The following is a 13,689-nucleotide window of genomic DNA, read 5'->3' on the forward strand; positions in this document are numbered from 1 at the left end:
GTCGTCATATAAAGTTGGACATCAGATCGGCTTGAGCACAGGAGGCTCTGGTTCGTTCGTGTGATTGATTATGCTGCTTGTTTTTGATGTTGCAAGCGGCGTTGTTCACTGCCGGGCAGTGGTAGCAGAGCTTCCACGCGATGATGTAGCGGCTGTAATCGTCCAAGATCGTGCTCAGATAATACCAGCCCCAGCCGATGATTTTGAAGTAAGTAAAGTCTGGCTGCCCCTTGCCCGGCAGGGCATGTTTACATGCCCGAGAGGAGCATCTCGTTGATGGCGGTGGTTTTATCCGTGAACTCGTCAGCGGCCTTGATCTCCAAGTAATCAGGCGCAGCGATCAGGTCAGCTGCTTTTAGAATTCGGTAAGCTGATGATTTTCATACTAAATACCGCTTCTCATCCGTGTATTTGACGGCAAGTTCGCGTGTCGACAACGCCTCGTGCTCCAATGCAAACTCGATCAAATCATCGCGCCTGACGTCTGGGATACGGTTCCAGACAGACTTGGGACGCGGCGACTGATCCGCCAACGCGTCCAGACCACCATCCAGATAAAGATCGTACCATCGATAAAATGTGCTGCGCGGAATGCACAGCATATCAAGCGTCTGTTTGACTGGCAGGTGTGAGCCCTCGACGGTGCGGGTCTTCTCCTCCGCTGTATAGATTTGCCGTGTCTTGCGGCGGATGTTCTTAACCACCTTGTCGGCGGAATTTTTCGATGTGGTAGGCTTCTTCGTCATCTCGATCTCCTAATCGATAAGATGAACCAGAAACCCTCCGTTGTTCAAATGCTCAGATCTGTCCTGCAGGGGCTGACGTCAGACAGTGCTACCGTCGAAATGCTGTTTCCAGACTTTTGCGAGAATCCGGCCTAATTCCTACTCATCACCTGTCAGGGGAAATCCAAAGCCCGCTAAATACCCCTGAAACACGGACTATTTCGGATAAAAGCTCAACGGTATCAATGCATTAAGAGTACTGGCTGGGATGGTAGGATTCGAACCTACGGTACACTGTACCAAAAACAGTTGCCTTACCACTTGGCTACATCCCATCAGTGTTGCGCTATTTACGCGGGAGGTGCGCGGCGTTCAAGGGCATATTTGCAAAAAAACGACGCTATTCTTCTGGAGCCTCCCGACGTAGCAAATCATCAGCCTCGGTCTGTTTGCGCTCGGCCTCTACGATTTGTTCCAAAGCTTCGTCCGTTGATGCCTGAACATCCATAGTGACTTGGCTTTCCTCTTGAATTTCGGCGTCCCTTTCAAGCTCTTCACGCTTGCTGTGCGATTGAGTGTCGTCGGCCGATGCCAGCTTTGCCAAGGATGGCGAAAGAACACGGTATGTTGGTTCGGGCATCTGAATGTCCGCTTGTTCCAACGCCAGCTTCACCAAGCGAATCGACTCACCACGCGCGGCGACGAGAGAAGACTTATGCTGCTCGATCCATCCCGTCAGCGTGATCGAAATTGTGCTATCACCGATTTCGTCAATCCAGACGGCAGGCGCGGGGGTTTCCAGCACAAAGGGCAACTCCTTTAGCTTTTCCAAAGCGATCCTTTGCGCGTCCACAAAGTCGGTGTCAGGCGCAAGGCCCAGCGAGAATTTGAAACGACGTTCGTCATTGCGCGAAAAGTTGACGATCCGGCTTTTGAAAACCGTCGCATTCGGGATGCGAATGTGATTGCCATCAAAACTAAGCAGGATGGTTGCACGGCTGGTCAGGCGGATCACTTTGCCTGTATCGCCGCCGATCTCGATTGTGTCATTTGGCCGAAAGGGCTGGCGGATCGAAAGCATGATCGACGCGATAAAGTTCTCAACCGTGTCTTTTACCGCGAAACCGATTGCCAAGCCAATGATCCCCGCCGCACCAAGAATAGTCGAAAGCAGCGCTGTGGCCCCCATAATATCAAGCGCAACAACCAATCCCCCGATCATAAAGCCAAGTCGTAGAATCTGGCGGTAGATATCCGCAATGAATGCATTCGGCGCAAGCCGGTTCCAGGGCTGGCGCATCCGCGCGATCAGGAAGCCGATAAGGACAATGATGCCAAAAGCAACAAGTGCGACTGTGGCAAGCGGGACAAAGGCAATCACCTGCGCCATGCGCGCACGAAACCGTTCAACCGCAGGGTTCAACCGTTTAACGACATCTGTTGTTTCAGTAACCTCGTTCTCAATGGCGACGACGCCTTGAACGCGGCCTGTCAGCTCATTCAGGCGCGTAATTTTTTCGCCATCAAGGGTAGTTCCGCGCAGGGTTACAATGCCTGATGTTACCGTAACGGTCACATCTTCATATCCGTCCAGCTCAGATAGGATGTCGCGAATACGAACCGCCATAGCCGCATCGTTTGTTGCGCTATCTTCAACAGCAATGGCGCCAGCGGGTTGATTTGCACTTTGCGCAAAAAGGCCGACCGGAAAGGCAAAACATAGAAGAAGGAGCAATATGCGCATCGGAAATCTCTTTTAAATGTAAAATGTAATGCCACATCGTAAACACGATGCCCCTGTTTGGAAAACCCCCTATCGCGCAGTCTGAAGGCGCGTTATGAGACGCCAACGCAAAATCGCTGTGCTGCCTAAGGAAAACCGACCTATGTCTTTTGATCGCTCTGTCAAAATCGCCCCGTCCATCTTGTCCGCAGATTTCGCCAACTTTGGCGCTGAAATAGAGGCCGTTGAAGCGCAAGGCGCGGACTGGATTCATGTCGACGTGATGGATGGACATTTCGTGCCCAACCTCAGCTTTGGCGCAACAACTTGCGCGGCGATCCGTCCACACATCAAGACCGTGATGGATGTACATTTGATGATCTCGCCAGTGGATGCCTATATCGACGGCTTTGCGCAGGCTGGTGCGGATTTCATTACCGCGCATGTTGAAGCAGGTCCACACATTCACCGGACGCTCCAAGCCATTCGCGGCGCAGGTGCGAAAGCTGGTGTCGCCTTGAACCCCGGCACGCCTGCGAGCGCGGTGAAAGAGCTGCTTGATGTGTGTGATCTGGTCTGCGTGATGACCGTGAACCCCGGTTTTGGTGGTCAGAAATTTATTCCATTGCACTCGAAAATCGCTGACCTGCGCGCGATGATCGGTGATCGCCCGGTTCATATCGAGATTGACGGTGGTGTCACACCAGACACCGCAAAGGGCTGCGTTGATGCTGGCGCTGACGTCTTGGTTGCAGGATCTGCGGTGTTCAAAGGCGGCTCAGTAAGCAATCCAGTGCCCTACGGCGAAAACATCCGTGCGATCCGCAAGGCCTTGGCGTGATCCGTTTTCTTGCCCCATGTGCGTTGCTGCTTGCAACAGCCTGCGTCGGAGATGAAAGCGTGGCAAAATACGGCGCGGCAGACAAGGTTTGGACACTGACAGAAATTGACGGCACTGCCTTTGCGACCCGCGCAACGCTTGAATTTGGCAAGGATGGTCAGGTTTCCGGCCAAGCGCCTTGCAATCGCTACTCGGCAAAGCAAAGCGCACCCTATCCCTGGTTCAAGCTAGGCCCTGTCCTGTCTACCAAGATGGCCTGCGCTGCGCTGGAAAGCGAACGCACATTCTTTAGCGCGCTTGAGGCCATGACGCTTTCTGAAGTGTCCCAGAACACGCTGATACTAAGCAACGATCAAGGCCGTGCCATGGTATTCAAGTCTGAGTGATCTGACGCTCAAACAGATCAACATACCGCCCGCGCGCCTCCGGAAGCTGTCTGTTCCCCAGATTTGGGGCTAGTTTTTCGCTTAGGAAGAAGCCTGTCGTTTGCAGCGCTGCGGCGATTTCGCCGTCGCTGCCCATCCCTTCGCCTTTCAGGATCGGTGGCAATGGCAGCAGCTTGCTGACCCACTCACCTGCGGCTTGTTCACTGACCGCGCGGCCCGTGCGCGGTGAGATATAGCACAGGTTTTCATTGGTCCCCGTCACAGCGCAGGCACTCAGATCCAGCCCCATGCCGGTGGCCTCAAGCAAAGCGATCTCAAAACGCAAATAGGCAAGCGGCCAGACGTCGTGCTGGCCGAGCAAATCCAGAAGCTGTTCGCTTTTCAGGTATAAGGCCGCGTTGGCTTCGCGTTCGGGCAACGCGAAACTCAAAAGGGCGGTCACTGCATTTAGGCCTGCCAATGACAGGCGGTCCCCCAGCGCCGCCGCCGCGCGTGAGCGCATGGGTTCAACGGCGTAGCTGCCCAGGTGATCCTCGAGCCGCGCGCGCCAACTGACGTCGAGCTGCGCACCCGGTTGCAAAATAGGGGCAATTTTACGGGACGTACCGCCGCGTACGATTCCAGCATGTCGCCCATGCGATTGTGTAAAGACATCGATAATAGCGCTGGTTTCACCGTGGCGGCGCACAGAGAGCAAAATTCCCTGATCGCGCCATTCCATCAGTCCAGCCCCTGCTCGCCCAGTAACGTGCGCCCTGCACGATCTTCCACTTCGATCACCCAAACATCGCGATCAAACTGACGTTGCCTTGCAATGGAGGCATCAACATCGCGCTCATCCCCTTCGCTCAACACATCCCAGTGACGCGTATCTTCCAGCAAATCGTAAGTGCGTTGATACACCTTTGCCCTACCATCAAGCGTAGAGGATTTCACCAGAACCGCGCCCGCAGTGTCATCGCCATGGGCAACAACGAAGGCAGGAATATCGCAAAAGCGCAAACGCGCCAAATAGGCGTCGACCCAGAACCGAGAGGTCAGCCGGATCATGTGTTCCCGTCTTTGAAGTTCAGGCCCATCTCATCATAACGCTCGCTCTCTTCGAGCCAGTTCGGGCGCACCTTCACCTGCAAGAACAGGTGAACTTTACGGCCCAAAAACTCGACCAGTTCTTCGCGCGCGGCCTTGCCGACTGCTTTGATCGTCTCGCCCTTGTTGCCTAGAACGATGCCTTTGTGACCATCGCGCATGACGTAAATCAGCTGGTCGATCTTGCACGAGCCATCTTTACGCTCTTCCCAGTTTTCCGTTTCAACAGTCAGTTGGTAGGGCAATTCCTGATGCAAACGAAGCGTCAGTTTTTCGCGGGTCATTTCCGCCGCAATCATGCGCAAAGGTAGGTCCGCGATCTGATCTTCGGGGTAAAGCCACGGACCCGCAGGCACTTCGCCCGCCAGCCATTCTTTCAGCGCATCAACGCCGTGACCGCGTTCCGCGGAAATCATGAACGTTGCAACGAAAGGATAAATTTCGTTCATTTTCTCTGATAGCGCCAGCAATGCTTCGGATTTGATGCGGTCTATCTTGTTGATTGCAAGCGCAATTTTGCGGTTCTCACCAAAGTCCTGAAGGCCTTCAAGAATACGCTCGACACCCTCGGTGACGCCGCGATTGGCTTCGATCATCAGTACCACGACATCCGCATCAGCAGCGCCGCCCCAAGCGGCCGCAACCATCGCACGGTCCAAACGGCGCGTTGGCTTGAAAAGGCCAGGTGTATCGACGAACACAAGCTGCGACGCACCTTCAAGCGCCACGCCGCGAATACGCGCGCGCGTAGTTTGCACCTTGTGTGTAACAATAGACACTTTCGCGCCAACCATCCGGTTGGTCAGCGTGGATTTGCCTGCATTCGGCTCACCAATCAAGGCAACAAAGCCCGCGCGTGTTTGGGGTTCAGTCATGTGCCGTCATCCTTGCCAGCAGGGCCTTTGCCGCTGCTTGTTCTGCGAGCCGCTTCGAGCCTGCCATAGCTGTCTCTGTCTCGCCGTTGTCTAGGCGTGCTTCGATTGTAAACATAGGAGCGTGGTCAGGACCAGAACGCGCTGTTTCAATGTAAGCGGGCGGTGTCAGCCCGCGTGATTGCGCCCATTCTTGCAGGCTGGTCTTGGGATCGCGCGCGTCTTCTTCGACACTATTGATCCGCTCCCCCCACAGTCGCAGGATAAGCGCCTGAGCCGCCTCAAAACCGCCGTCGAGATACACAGCAGCGATCAAGGCTTCCATGCCATCGCCAAGCAACGCAAGTTTACGCCGCCCGCCGCTTTTCATTTCGGAACGCCCAAGGCGTAAAACATCACCAAGCCCGATTTCACGGGCAACATCTGCGCAGGTTTCCTTGCGCACAAGCGCGTTATAACGCGGCGCAAGCTGGCCTTCGCTAGCCTTTACATCTGCGCCAAGCAAGGCTTCGGCCATAACCAAACCCAGAACGCGATCTCCCAGAAATTCCAGCCGCTGATTGTCCCCGCGCGAAGGCGAAGACATAGAGGAATGTGTGACAGCTTCGGTCAACAACTCGCCCTGCTCAAAGCGGTACGCGATACGCTTTTGTAGCGCGATGAGGTCAGCCGAAAGCTTCATAACGTCAGTTTATCGCCTTGAGGAAACGATCAGAGCGCCATGTCCAGAAGAACAGCATCGAGCGCCCCGCAGAAGAGAACATCACGCGGTCCGCACGGCCAATCAGATTTTCATAAGGAACAAAGCCAACACCACCAGCCGCATTCGGAACCCGGCTGTCGGAAGAGTTGTCACGGTTGTCGCCCATGAAGAAATAGTTGCCCTCTGGAACCGAATAGACAGGCGTGTCGTCCGAACGCTGCGGCCCGATGTTCAGAACGGCGTGCTTCACGCCATTTGGCAATGTTTCGGTGAACCGTTCCTTGTTACAGGTTCCGCCTTCGCCCACAGGACCATTGGCGCAGCGCGGACGCAATTGATGCGGGCCTTGCGCGGCGGCGACTTCTTCAAACACGCCAGCCGGTTCTTGCGGCGCGGCTTCGCCATTGATGAACACGACACCGTTCTTGACCTGAACTTTATCGCCGGGCAGCCCGATCAGGCGCTTGACGAAATCACGACCCGAAACAGGGTGGCGAAATACGACGACGTCGCCGCGCTCTGGCTCGCTGCCAAGCAGGCGGGTGTTGTCGCCATCGGCAAAGCCGCAGAACTTTTTCGCGTCCAGATTAACCCCGAAACGCGGGATAATCACCGAAGGGCAGGATGCGTAGGAATAGCCATAGGCCATCTTGTTCACGAACAGGAAATCGCCAATCAACAGCGTGTCCTTCATCGAACCTGACGGAATCCAGAACGGTTGGAAAAACAAAGTCCGAAAGACGCCTGCAATGAGCAGTGCATAGACGACAGTTTTGATCGTCTCGATGACAGGATTGCCTTTTTTGGTGGCCTCGGCCATGTGCTTTTCTCCGTTTCGCAGTTAGCAGGCTACATGAGGGGCGCACCCGCCTATGTCAACCACGCGCGCCCGTCTCGCGTTGCGAATAACGCATGGTATATAAGTACATTCTAGCTTGCGATTGGGCGCGCCTCGATCACGACAAAGGCCTGTGCCCAAGGATGATCGTCTGTCAGGGTAACGTGAATAATCGCCTCGTGACCCTCGGGCGTCATTTTCTTCAATCGCTCGGCCGCCCATCCTGTCACATGCATCACCGGTTGGCCGCTGCGCAGGTTTGTCACAGACATGTCTTTCCATGCGATCCCCATGGCCAAACCAGTGCCCAGCGCCTTTGAACAGGCCTCTTTCGCAGCCCAACGTTTTGCATAAGTGCCTGCCACATCCTTGCGGCGTTCGGCCTTGGCTTGTTCGATCTCGGTGAACACCCGGTTTTTGAAACGGCTGCCAAAGCGTTCAAGCGTCCCTGCGATCCGCTCAATATTGGCAAGGTCAGTTCCGACGCCCAAGATCACCGTTCAAACAACCTTTGTGGTCAGGATTTTAAGACTGGCCAAGCCAAACAGAACCCCGAAACCGATCTCAAAAACACGGCGTGCGCCGCGGTAGCCCGCCACAATCCAAGGATTGGAAAACAGGATGCCATAACCAATAAATACCAGCGCGGAAACGCTCAAAAGCTGCGCGAAGAGCACGAAAACTTCTGATGCGGGCGCACCAGCAGGTAGCGCAATGGCAAAGACCGCGCCCCAACTCAGGATTGCCTTTGGATTGGTCAGGTGAATTGCAAGACTTTTAGCGAAGATCATTCGCAACCCCCCACTGAGCGCCGTTTGCTCTTTGGTAGCATTACCGATCCAAGCGGATCGAAAAGACTGCAATGCAAGATAGCCTAAATAAAGCGCGCCGGCATATTTCAGCGCCGTAAAGAACCAAGCATAACTCAACATAACTGCGCCCATACCCATGGCAGAGGCAACGCCCCAACTCGCTGAACCACACAGAATACCAACACCAGCGACCACACCCGCAACGCGACCGCGCGCCATGGCCGTTCCTGAAATGATCAGTGTCGCAGGTCCAGGTGAGCCGCCTGCAACGGCCCAAGCAAGCAAGAGCAAAGCAAGCTCCCAACCTGTCACGGACGCACCTCATCCAGAATACGGCGCATTTCCTGAATCGCGGGCGCGAGCCCTCGAAACACCGCTTCGCCAATAATGAAATGTCCTATGTTAACCTCTTGCACCTGCGGTAACACCGCAACGGGCGTCACATCGTCATAGGTCAAGCCATGACCTGCATGGACTTCCAGACCAAGATCATGGGCGAAAGCGGCCATTTCGGTTATCGCTGCCAGTTCGCGATCTCGTGTTTCGAAATCGCCCTCTGCATGGGCGTCGCAATAGGCCCCTGTGTGAAGTTCGATCACCTCAGCGCCAATGCGATGTGCCGCCACAATCTGGCGCTGATCCGCCGCGATGAAGATCGACACGCGCGATCCCGCTTCGCGTAGCGGTGCAATGAAATGGGCCAGTTTGTTTTCATCCTGCGCGACGTTCAAGCCGCCTTCCGTTGTGCGCTCTTCACGCTTTTCAGGTACTATGCAAACGGCGTGCGGTTTGTGGCGCAGCGCGATTGACTGCATTTCATCCGTTGCGGCCATTTCGAAATTCAACGGGATCTTGAGCGCATCCATCAGCGCATCAATGTCCGCGTCGCGGATATGACGACGATCTTCGCGCAAATGCGCCGTGATCCCATCTGCACCTGCATCTTGAGCGATCAAAGCCGCGCGCACGGGGTCTGGCAAGGCACCACCACGAGCATTTCGTAGCGTTGCGACATGATCGATATTCACGCCAAGACGCAAAGGAAGGGGCTGTGCCATGAATCAGGGTTTCCGTTTTAAGTTCAAAGACAGAGTAAAGCGCTGCGCCGCCAAGACCAGAGGCGATCAACTGTTTTCGAGTGTTTTCTTCGTGTTTTTGTCCGTCGCTTTTTGCTTCAACCGTGCAAGGCGCGCTTTCAGTACGCCTTTGTTACGGCGTTTTTGATAGGCACGAATGACGGGGACAGAAAGATAATAGCAAACAAGACCGCAGATGATACCGGGGATGATCCCACCGATCATATAAGGGAAAAACACGTCATCGTAAAATTCGCTCAACCCGACCCAATCTGCCTTTTGCCCCGTAAAGAGAGCCTTAAGGTTGGTCCATAAATCACGGCTGGCCCCGACGAACATCTCGCCCAGGCCGTGGCGGACGTGTTGCGCATCTCTTGTCATGCCCGTTAGCCAATACCCCGTTTTAAGCGAGGCATATGCGATTGGGACATAGGTCAGCGGATTGCCGAAAAACGTCGCCAGCAACGATGCAAACACGTTGCCGTTCAAAATTCGGGCCAAAACAAATGCGACGACGAAATGCAGCCCATAGAAGGGTGTGAACGCTGTGAAGACGCCTACGAAAATGCCGCGCGCGATACGTTCAGGTGAGTCAGGCAACCGGCGGACGCGATGTTTGACATAATGAAACGCACGGGCCCATCCACCCCTCGGGTAGATGGCTTCCCAGATCGCTCTGAGCCAGCTTCGCTTATTCCGGCGCTTGAATACCAAGGTTCGTTCCCATGTTGTCGACGCTTTCGTTCACGTCGTTCGGATTTTGATGGCGCGCAACTTCTGCGACATCATCTTCGGCCATCAAGGCCGAAATTATCGAATGCAAATGTTCCGCATCACGCAATTCCACGCTTAAAATCAAACGATAAAAATCCGGCTTACGATCTACGAACGCAAGATCGGAGATATTGGCTCCTTGCTCGCCAATCAATGTGCAAATGCGCCCGAGGACACCAGCATCATTGCCTATCGTTACGTCAAGGCGTGCAGTGTGAATGGGAGGATGCGTCCCTTCCAGCCAATGAAGGTCTACCCAGCGCTGGGGTTCATCTTCAAAACCGCTAAGCGCCTGGCAGTCAATCGCGTGTACAACAACGCCGCGCCCGCGCTGGGTGATGCCAACAATACGCTCACCTGGCAATGGCTGGCAGCACAGCGCGCGCTCATGCATTTGGCCCTGGCTTAGGCCAATGACCGCGCGTTTGCGATCAATGCTTGTGTCCGTGTGCTGCGCAAGTTCAGGGTAAACCGCGTTCACCACGTTTGATGTGGTCAACTCGCTGCTGCCAAGACGGGCAAGGACAGTGTTTCCACTATCAAGGCGCAAGATTTTAGCGGCTGTTTCCAATGCTTTATCAGTTGCTTTCTTGCCGACATGTTCAAACGCCGACCGCGCAAGTTCACTGCCAAGCCTGATAAAGCGCTCGCGATCTTGTTCTCGCAGCGCGCGGCGGATAGCGCTTTTGGCCTTGCCCGTCGCCGCAATGTCGAGCCACGTCGCCTGCGGTTGTTGGCCTTCAGCGGTGACAACCTCAACAGACTGGCCGTTTTTCAAACGTGTCCAAAGCGGAACACGCAGCCCGTCTACTTTGGCACCAACGCACGCGCTACCGATCCGCGTGTGGATCGCATAAGCGAAATCAAGCGGTGTTGCCCCGCGCGGCAGCTTGACCACTTCGCCCTTGGGCGTGAAGCAGAAAACCTGATCGGAATACATTTCCAGCCGAACTGCTTCGAGGAAATCCTCGTGATCGTCTTCAACGCCAAACTGTTCGTTCAGGCTTGCCACCCATTTAACAGGATCAACCGCAAACGGGTTTTGCGAGCGAATACCATCACGGTAAGACCAATGCGCAGCCACGCCCGTTTCTGCAACGTCATGCATCTGCTGGGTGCGGATCTGTACCTCGACACGTTTACCATCGCGGCCCGACACCGTTGTATGAATCGAGCGATAGCCGTTGGTCTTTGGCTGGCTGATGTAATCTTTGAAGCGCCCGGGCACTGCGAACCATCTTCGATGGATCACACCCAGAACACGGTAACAGTCTTCTTCCGATGTGGCGATGACACGGAACCCGTAAATGTCAGAAAGGCGCGAGAAGCCTTGTTCTTTCTCCTGCATTTTGCGCCAAATCGAATAAGGTTTCTTGGCGCGGCCAAAAACCTTCGCTTCGATATTATGCTCTGCAAGTTCGCTGCGCATGTCGCCTGTGATCTGATGGATCACATCGCCCGTTTCTTTTTGCAACCGAATGAAACGGCGCATGATCGAGGCGCGCCCTTCTGGGTTCAGAACGCGGAACGCAAGGTCTTCTAGCTCTTCGCGCATCCATTGCATACCCATGCGGCCCGCGAGCGGTGCATAGATATCCATGGTTTCGCGTGCTTTTTGCACCTGCTTTTCAGGCCGCATCGCCTTGATCGTGCGCATATTGTGCAAACGGTCGGCCAGTTTGACCAGAATAACGCGCAGGTCCTTGGCCATAGCCATGAACAGTTTGCGGAAATTTTCGGCCTGTTTGGTTTCGCTGGAGCTAAGTTGCAAATTGGTCAGCTTGGTCACGCCATCCACCAAGATTGCGATTTCGTCGCCAAAAATACTGGCGACTTCGCTAAAGGTAGATTTCGTATCCTCGATCGTGTCGTGCAGCAGCGCAGTGATTAGCGTTGCGTCATCTAATTTTTGTTCGGCAAGGATTGAAGCAACAGCGATAGGATGGGTGAAATACGGTTCACCCGAATGACGGAACTGCCCGTCATGCATGCGCTCGCCATATTCGAACGCAGCCCGAATAAGCTTTTCGTTGGTTTTAGGATTGTAGGTACGGACTGCGTCAAGCAGCGCCTCTGGTGATAAAAGATCAGGTGAGGCGTCGTCCATCTTGGCCCTATCGCGCAGCCTGGAACAGGGGGTTACCCCTGCCCTTGCGCTTCCATCAATGCACGAAGCAGTTTTTCCTCGGACATATCATCGTCCGCAGGCTTGTCCGCTTCTGCGCCCATCAATAGCGCCATTGCATCTTCTTCAGGCTCGTCAACTTCGATCTGGGTCTGGTTGGATTCGATCAAACGCTCACGCAGATCGTCAGCCAGCTGTGTTTCTTCCGCGATTTCGCGCAGGGATACGACAGGGTTCTTATCATTGTCGCGATCAACCGTGATTGCGCCACCTGCCGAAATTTCGCGAGCACGGTGCGCAGCGAGCATCACCAGATCAAACCGGTTTGGTACCTTGTCAACGCAATCTTCAACTGTAACGCGGGCCATGGTGATCTCCGATTTAAATAGCGGCTAAGAAGCCTGCCTTCTAGTGCTCAAACCTAAGCTTGACAAGCAGATATTCAAGACGCGGATCGCCTTAGATAGGGATTACCTGCGCGACTTCATCCTCTGGCAACGCTGCAAGCATGTGCGCGACGCTCTTTTGCAAGACAGGATGAACCCAAGTTGGTGCTATATCTGCCAGCGGGGCCAATACAAATGCGCGATCTTGCAGCCGCGGATGGGGCAAAATCAATGCGTCCGGAACGGCTTGGGCCTGCAAATGCGGGTCTAATTCAAACCATTCCTCAAATATTTGCTTGTTTGGCAAAACCAGATCATCCATCGCAAGCAGATCTAGATCTAGCGTTCGCTGCCCCCAGCGCTGGTTTCGCTCGCGTCCGAAATCGGCTTCGATCTTATGCAAAAGCTTTAGGGTTTGCCGCGCATCCTGCCCGCTTTGAACGGCAACAGCTGCATTCACATAGTCGGGACCAGCACCAACTGGAAAGCAAGGCGTAGTGAAAAACCTGCTTACGGCGCGAATCGCAAAGCCGCTCTGAGCAAGTGATTTCACTGCGGCCTGAAGCGTTTGCTCCAAAGTACAACCTGTTAACGAAAGGTTGGCGCCCAGCGCAACCAATTGCAAAGACCCGTTTTTCACATTTTGCACCTATTTTTAGCCGAAAGCACCCTTGCCTCAACCTTGGCTTTTCTCTTAACGTGCAAATCGGAGCGGTCGCAAATTTATTTTATCCACTCACACACTCACGGTGCGACCAATCTGTTTGAAAGGACAATTGATGTTTTACAAAGACGAACGGCTTGCGCTGTTCATCGATGGATCAAACTTGTATGCGGCGGCAAAGTCGCTTGGGTTTGACATCGATTATAAACTTTTGCGGCAAGAATTTATGCGTCGCGGAAAAATGCTTCGCGCTTTCTATTACACAGCGCTTTTGGAAAATGACGAGTACTCGCCGATCCGCCCGCTTGTGGATTGGTTGAACTATAACGGTTTCACGATGGTCACCAAACAGGCCAAAGAGTACACGGATAGCCAAGGCCGCCGTAAGGTAAAAGGCAACATGGATATCGAGCTAACGGTCGATGCTATGGAGCTTGCGCCGCGTGTCGATCACATTGTGCTATTCTCGGGCGATGGCGATTTTCGCCCGCTTGTTGAAAGCCTCCAGCGGCAAGGCGTGCGGGTTTCTGTGGTTTCCACAATTCGCAGCCAACCGCCGATGATCGCGGATGAATTGCGTCGTCAGGCTGACAACTTCATCGAGCTGGAAGAGCTAAAGGACGTCGTTGGACGCCCACCGCGCGAGCCGATGCTGGATCGCGAGCAAAGCTACGA

The 13,689-nt window shown here is 54.3% G+C and carries 16 protein-coding genes, 1 tRNA gene and 1 pseudogene; 3 read left to right on the forward strand and 15 right to left on the reverse strand.

Features of this window, described 5'->3' with window-relative positions:
- Positions 1–124: 124 nt before the first annotated feature.
- The 3 genes and pseudogenes from WBC85_RS01100 to WBC85_RS01110 all read right to left on the reverse strand — a co-directional run.
- A pseudogene (locus WBC85_RS01100) lies at positions 125–668 on the reverse strand (helix-turn-helix domain-containing protein); the annotation flags it as partial.
- 317 nt (positions 669–985) lie between these two features.
- Positions 986–1,060, reverse strand: a tRNA-Gln gene (locus WBC85_RS01105).
- 65 nt (positions 1,061–1,125) lie between these two features.
- Positions 1,126–2,469: a mechanosensitive ion channel domain-containing protein gene (locus WBC85_RS01110; RefSeq protein WP_424432842.1), complete on the reverse strand. Its 1,344-nt coding sequence runs from the start codon at positions 2,467–2,469 to the stop codon at positions 1,126–1,128.
- A gap of 142 nt (positions 2,470–2,611) precedes the next feature.
- On the opposite strand from WBC85_RS01110, the gene rpe reads away from it, so the two are divergent.
- Entirely contained in the window at positions 2,612–3,289 is a 678-nt protein-coding gene (gene rpe, locus WBC85_RS01115; protein ID WP_424432843.1) for a ribulose-phosphate 3-epimerase, read from the forward strand.
- On the forward strand, positions 3,286–3,675 hold the full coding sequence (locus WBC85_RS01120; protein ID WP_424432844.1) for an META domain-containing protein: 390 nt from the start codon (positions 3,286–3,288) through the stop codon (positions 3,673–3,675). Before rpe ends, WBC85_RS01120 begins: the two co-directional genes overlap by 4 nt.
- Here WBC85_RS01120 and recO read toward each other — a convergent pair.
- The 12 genes from recO to folK all read right to left on the reverse strand — a co-directional run bounded on the left by recO (position 3,662) and on the right by folK (position 12,990).
- Positions 3,662–4,396, reverse strand: coding sequence for a DNA repair protein RecO (gene recO / locus WBC85_RS01125; RefSeq protein ID WP_424432845.1), 735 nt, complete (start codon positions 4,394–4,396; stop codon positions 3,662–3,664). The two genes, WBC85_RS01120 and recO, sit on opposite strands and share 14 nt — an antisense overlap.
- Complete coding sequence (locus WBC85_RS01130) at positions 4,396–4,725, reverse strand: DUF1491 family protein (RefSeq protein WP_424432846.1); 330 nt, start codon at positions 4,723–4,725, stop codon at positions 4,396–4,398. Before WBC85_RS01130 ends, recO begins: the two co-directional genes overlap by 1 nt.
- On the reverse strand, positions 4,722–5,639 hold the full coding sequence (gene era / locus WBC85_RS01135) for a GTPase Era (protein WP_424432847.1): 918 nt from the start codon (positions 5,637–5,639) through the stop codon (positions 4,722–4,724). The genes WBC85_RS01130 and era overlap by 4 nt, the downstream gene beginning before the upstream one ends.
- On the reverse strand, positions 5,632–6,318 hold the full coding sequence (gene rnc, locus WBC85_RS01140) for a ribonuclease III (protein WP_424432848.1): 687 nt from the start codon (positions 6,316–6,318) through the stop codon (positions 5,632–5,634). Before rnc ends, era begins: the two co-directional genes overlap by 8 nt.
- 4 nt (positions 6,319–6,322) lie before the next feature.
- Positions 6,323–7,159 (reverse strand): signal peptidase I, encoded by an 837-nt coding sequence (gene lepB / locus WBC85_RS01145; RefSeq protein ID WP_424432849.1) that lies wholly within the window; start codon positions 7,157–7,159, stop codon positions 6,323–6,325.
- Positions 7,160–7,269: 110 nt separating this feature from the next.
- Positions 7,270–7,674, reverse strand: coding sequence for a holo-ACP synthase (gene acpS, locus WBC85_RS01150; RefSeq protein WP_424432850.1), 405 nt, complete (start codon positions 7,672–7,674; stop codon positions 7,270–7,272).
- A 3-nt stretch (positions 7,675–7,677) separates the two neighbouring features.
- Complete coding sequence (locus tag WBC85_RS01155) at positions 7,678–8,301, reverse strand: LysE family translocator (RefSeq protein WP_424432851.1); 624 nt, start codon at positions 8,299–8,301, stop codon at positions 7,678–7,680.
- On the reverse strand, positions 8,298–9,047 hold the full coding sequence (locus WBC85_RS01160; protein ID WP_424432852.1) for a pyridoxine 5'-phosphate synthase: 750 nt from the start codon (positions 9,045–9,047) through the stop codon (positions 8,298–8,300). Before WBC85_RS01160 ends, WBC85_RS01155 begins: the two co-directional genes overlap by 4 nt.
- A gap of 66 nt (positions 9,048–9,113) precedes the next feature.
- Positions 9,114–9,779, reverse strand: a complete 666-nt coding sequence (locus WBC85_RS01165) for a DUF2062 domain-containing protein (protein WP_424432853.1) — start codon at positions 9,777–9,779, stop codon at positions 9,114–9,116.
- Positions 9,757–11,946 carry a RelA/SpoT family protein gene (locus WBC85_RS01170; protein WP_424432854.1) on the reverse strand — a complete coding sequence of 730 codons (2,190 nt, stop codon included), beginning with the start codon at positions 11,944–11,946 and terminating at the stop codon, positions 9,757–9,759. Before WBC85_RS01170 ends, WBC85_RS01165 begins: the two co-directional genes overlap by 23 nt.
- 32 nt (positions 11,947–11,978) lie before the next feature.
- Positions 11,979–12,332 carry a DNA-directed RNA polymerase subunit omega gene (gene rpoZ / locus WBC85_RS01175; protein WP_348495115.1) on the reverse strand — a complete coding sequence of 118 codons (354 nt, stop codon included), beginning with the start codon at positions 12,330–12,332 and terminating at the stop codon, positions 11,979–11,981.
- A 91-nt stretch (positions 12,333–12,423) separates the two neighbouring features.
- Positions 12,424–12,990, reverse strand: coding sequence for a 2-amino-4-hydroxy-6-hydroxymethyldihydropteridine diphosphokinase (folK, locus tag WBC85_RS01180; protein ID WP_424432855.1), 567 nt, complete (start codon positions 12,988–12,990; stop codon positions 12,424–12,426).
- Positions 12,991–13,129: 139 nt separating this feature from the next.
- Between folK and WBC85_RS01185 the strand changes: the two genes are divergently transcribed.
- Positions 13,130–13,689: NYN domain-containing protein (locus tag WBC85_RS01185; RefSeq protein WP_424432856.1), on the forward strand; the 560-nt coding region annotated here is incomplete at its 3' end.

The organism is Planktotalea sp. (genome assembly GCF_049680325.1).
Lineage (GTDB): Bacteria > Pseudomonadota > Alphaproteobacteria > Rhodobacterales > Rhodobacteraceae > Planktotalea.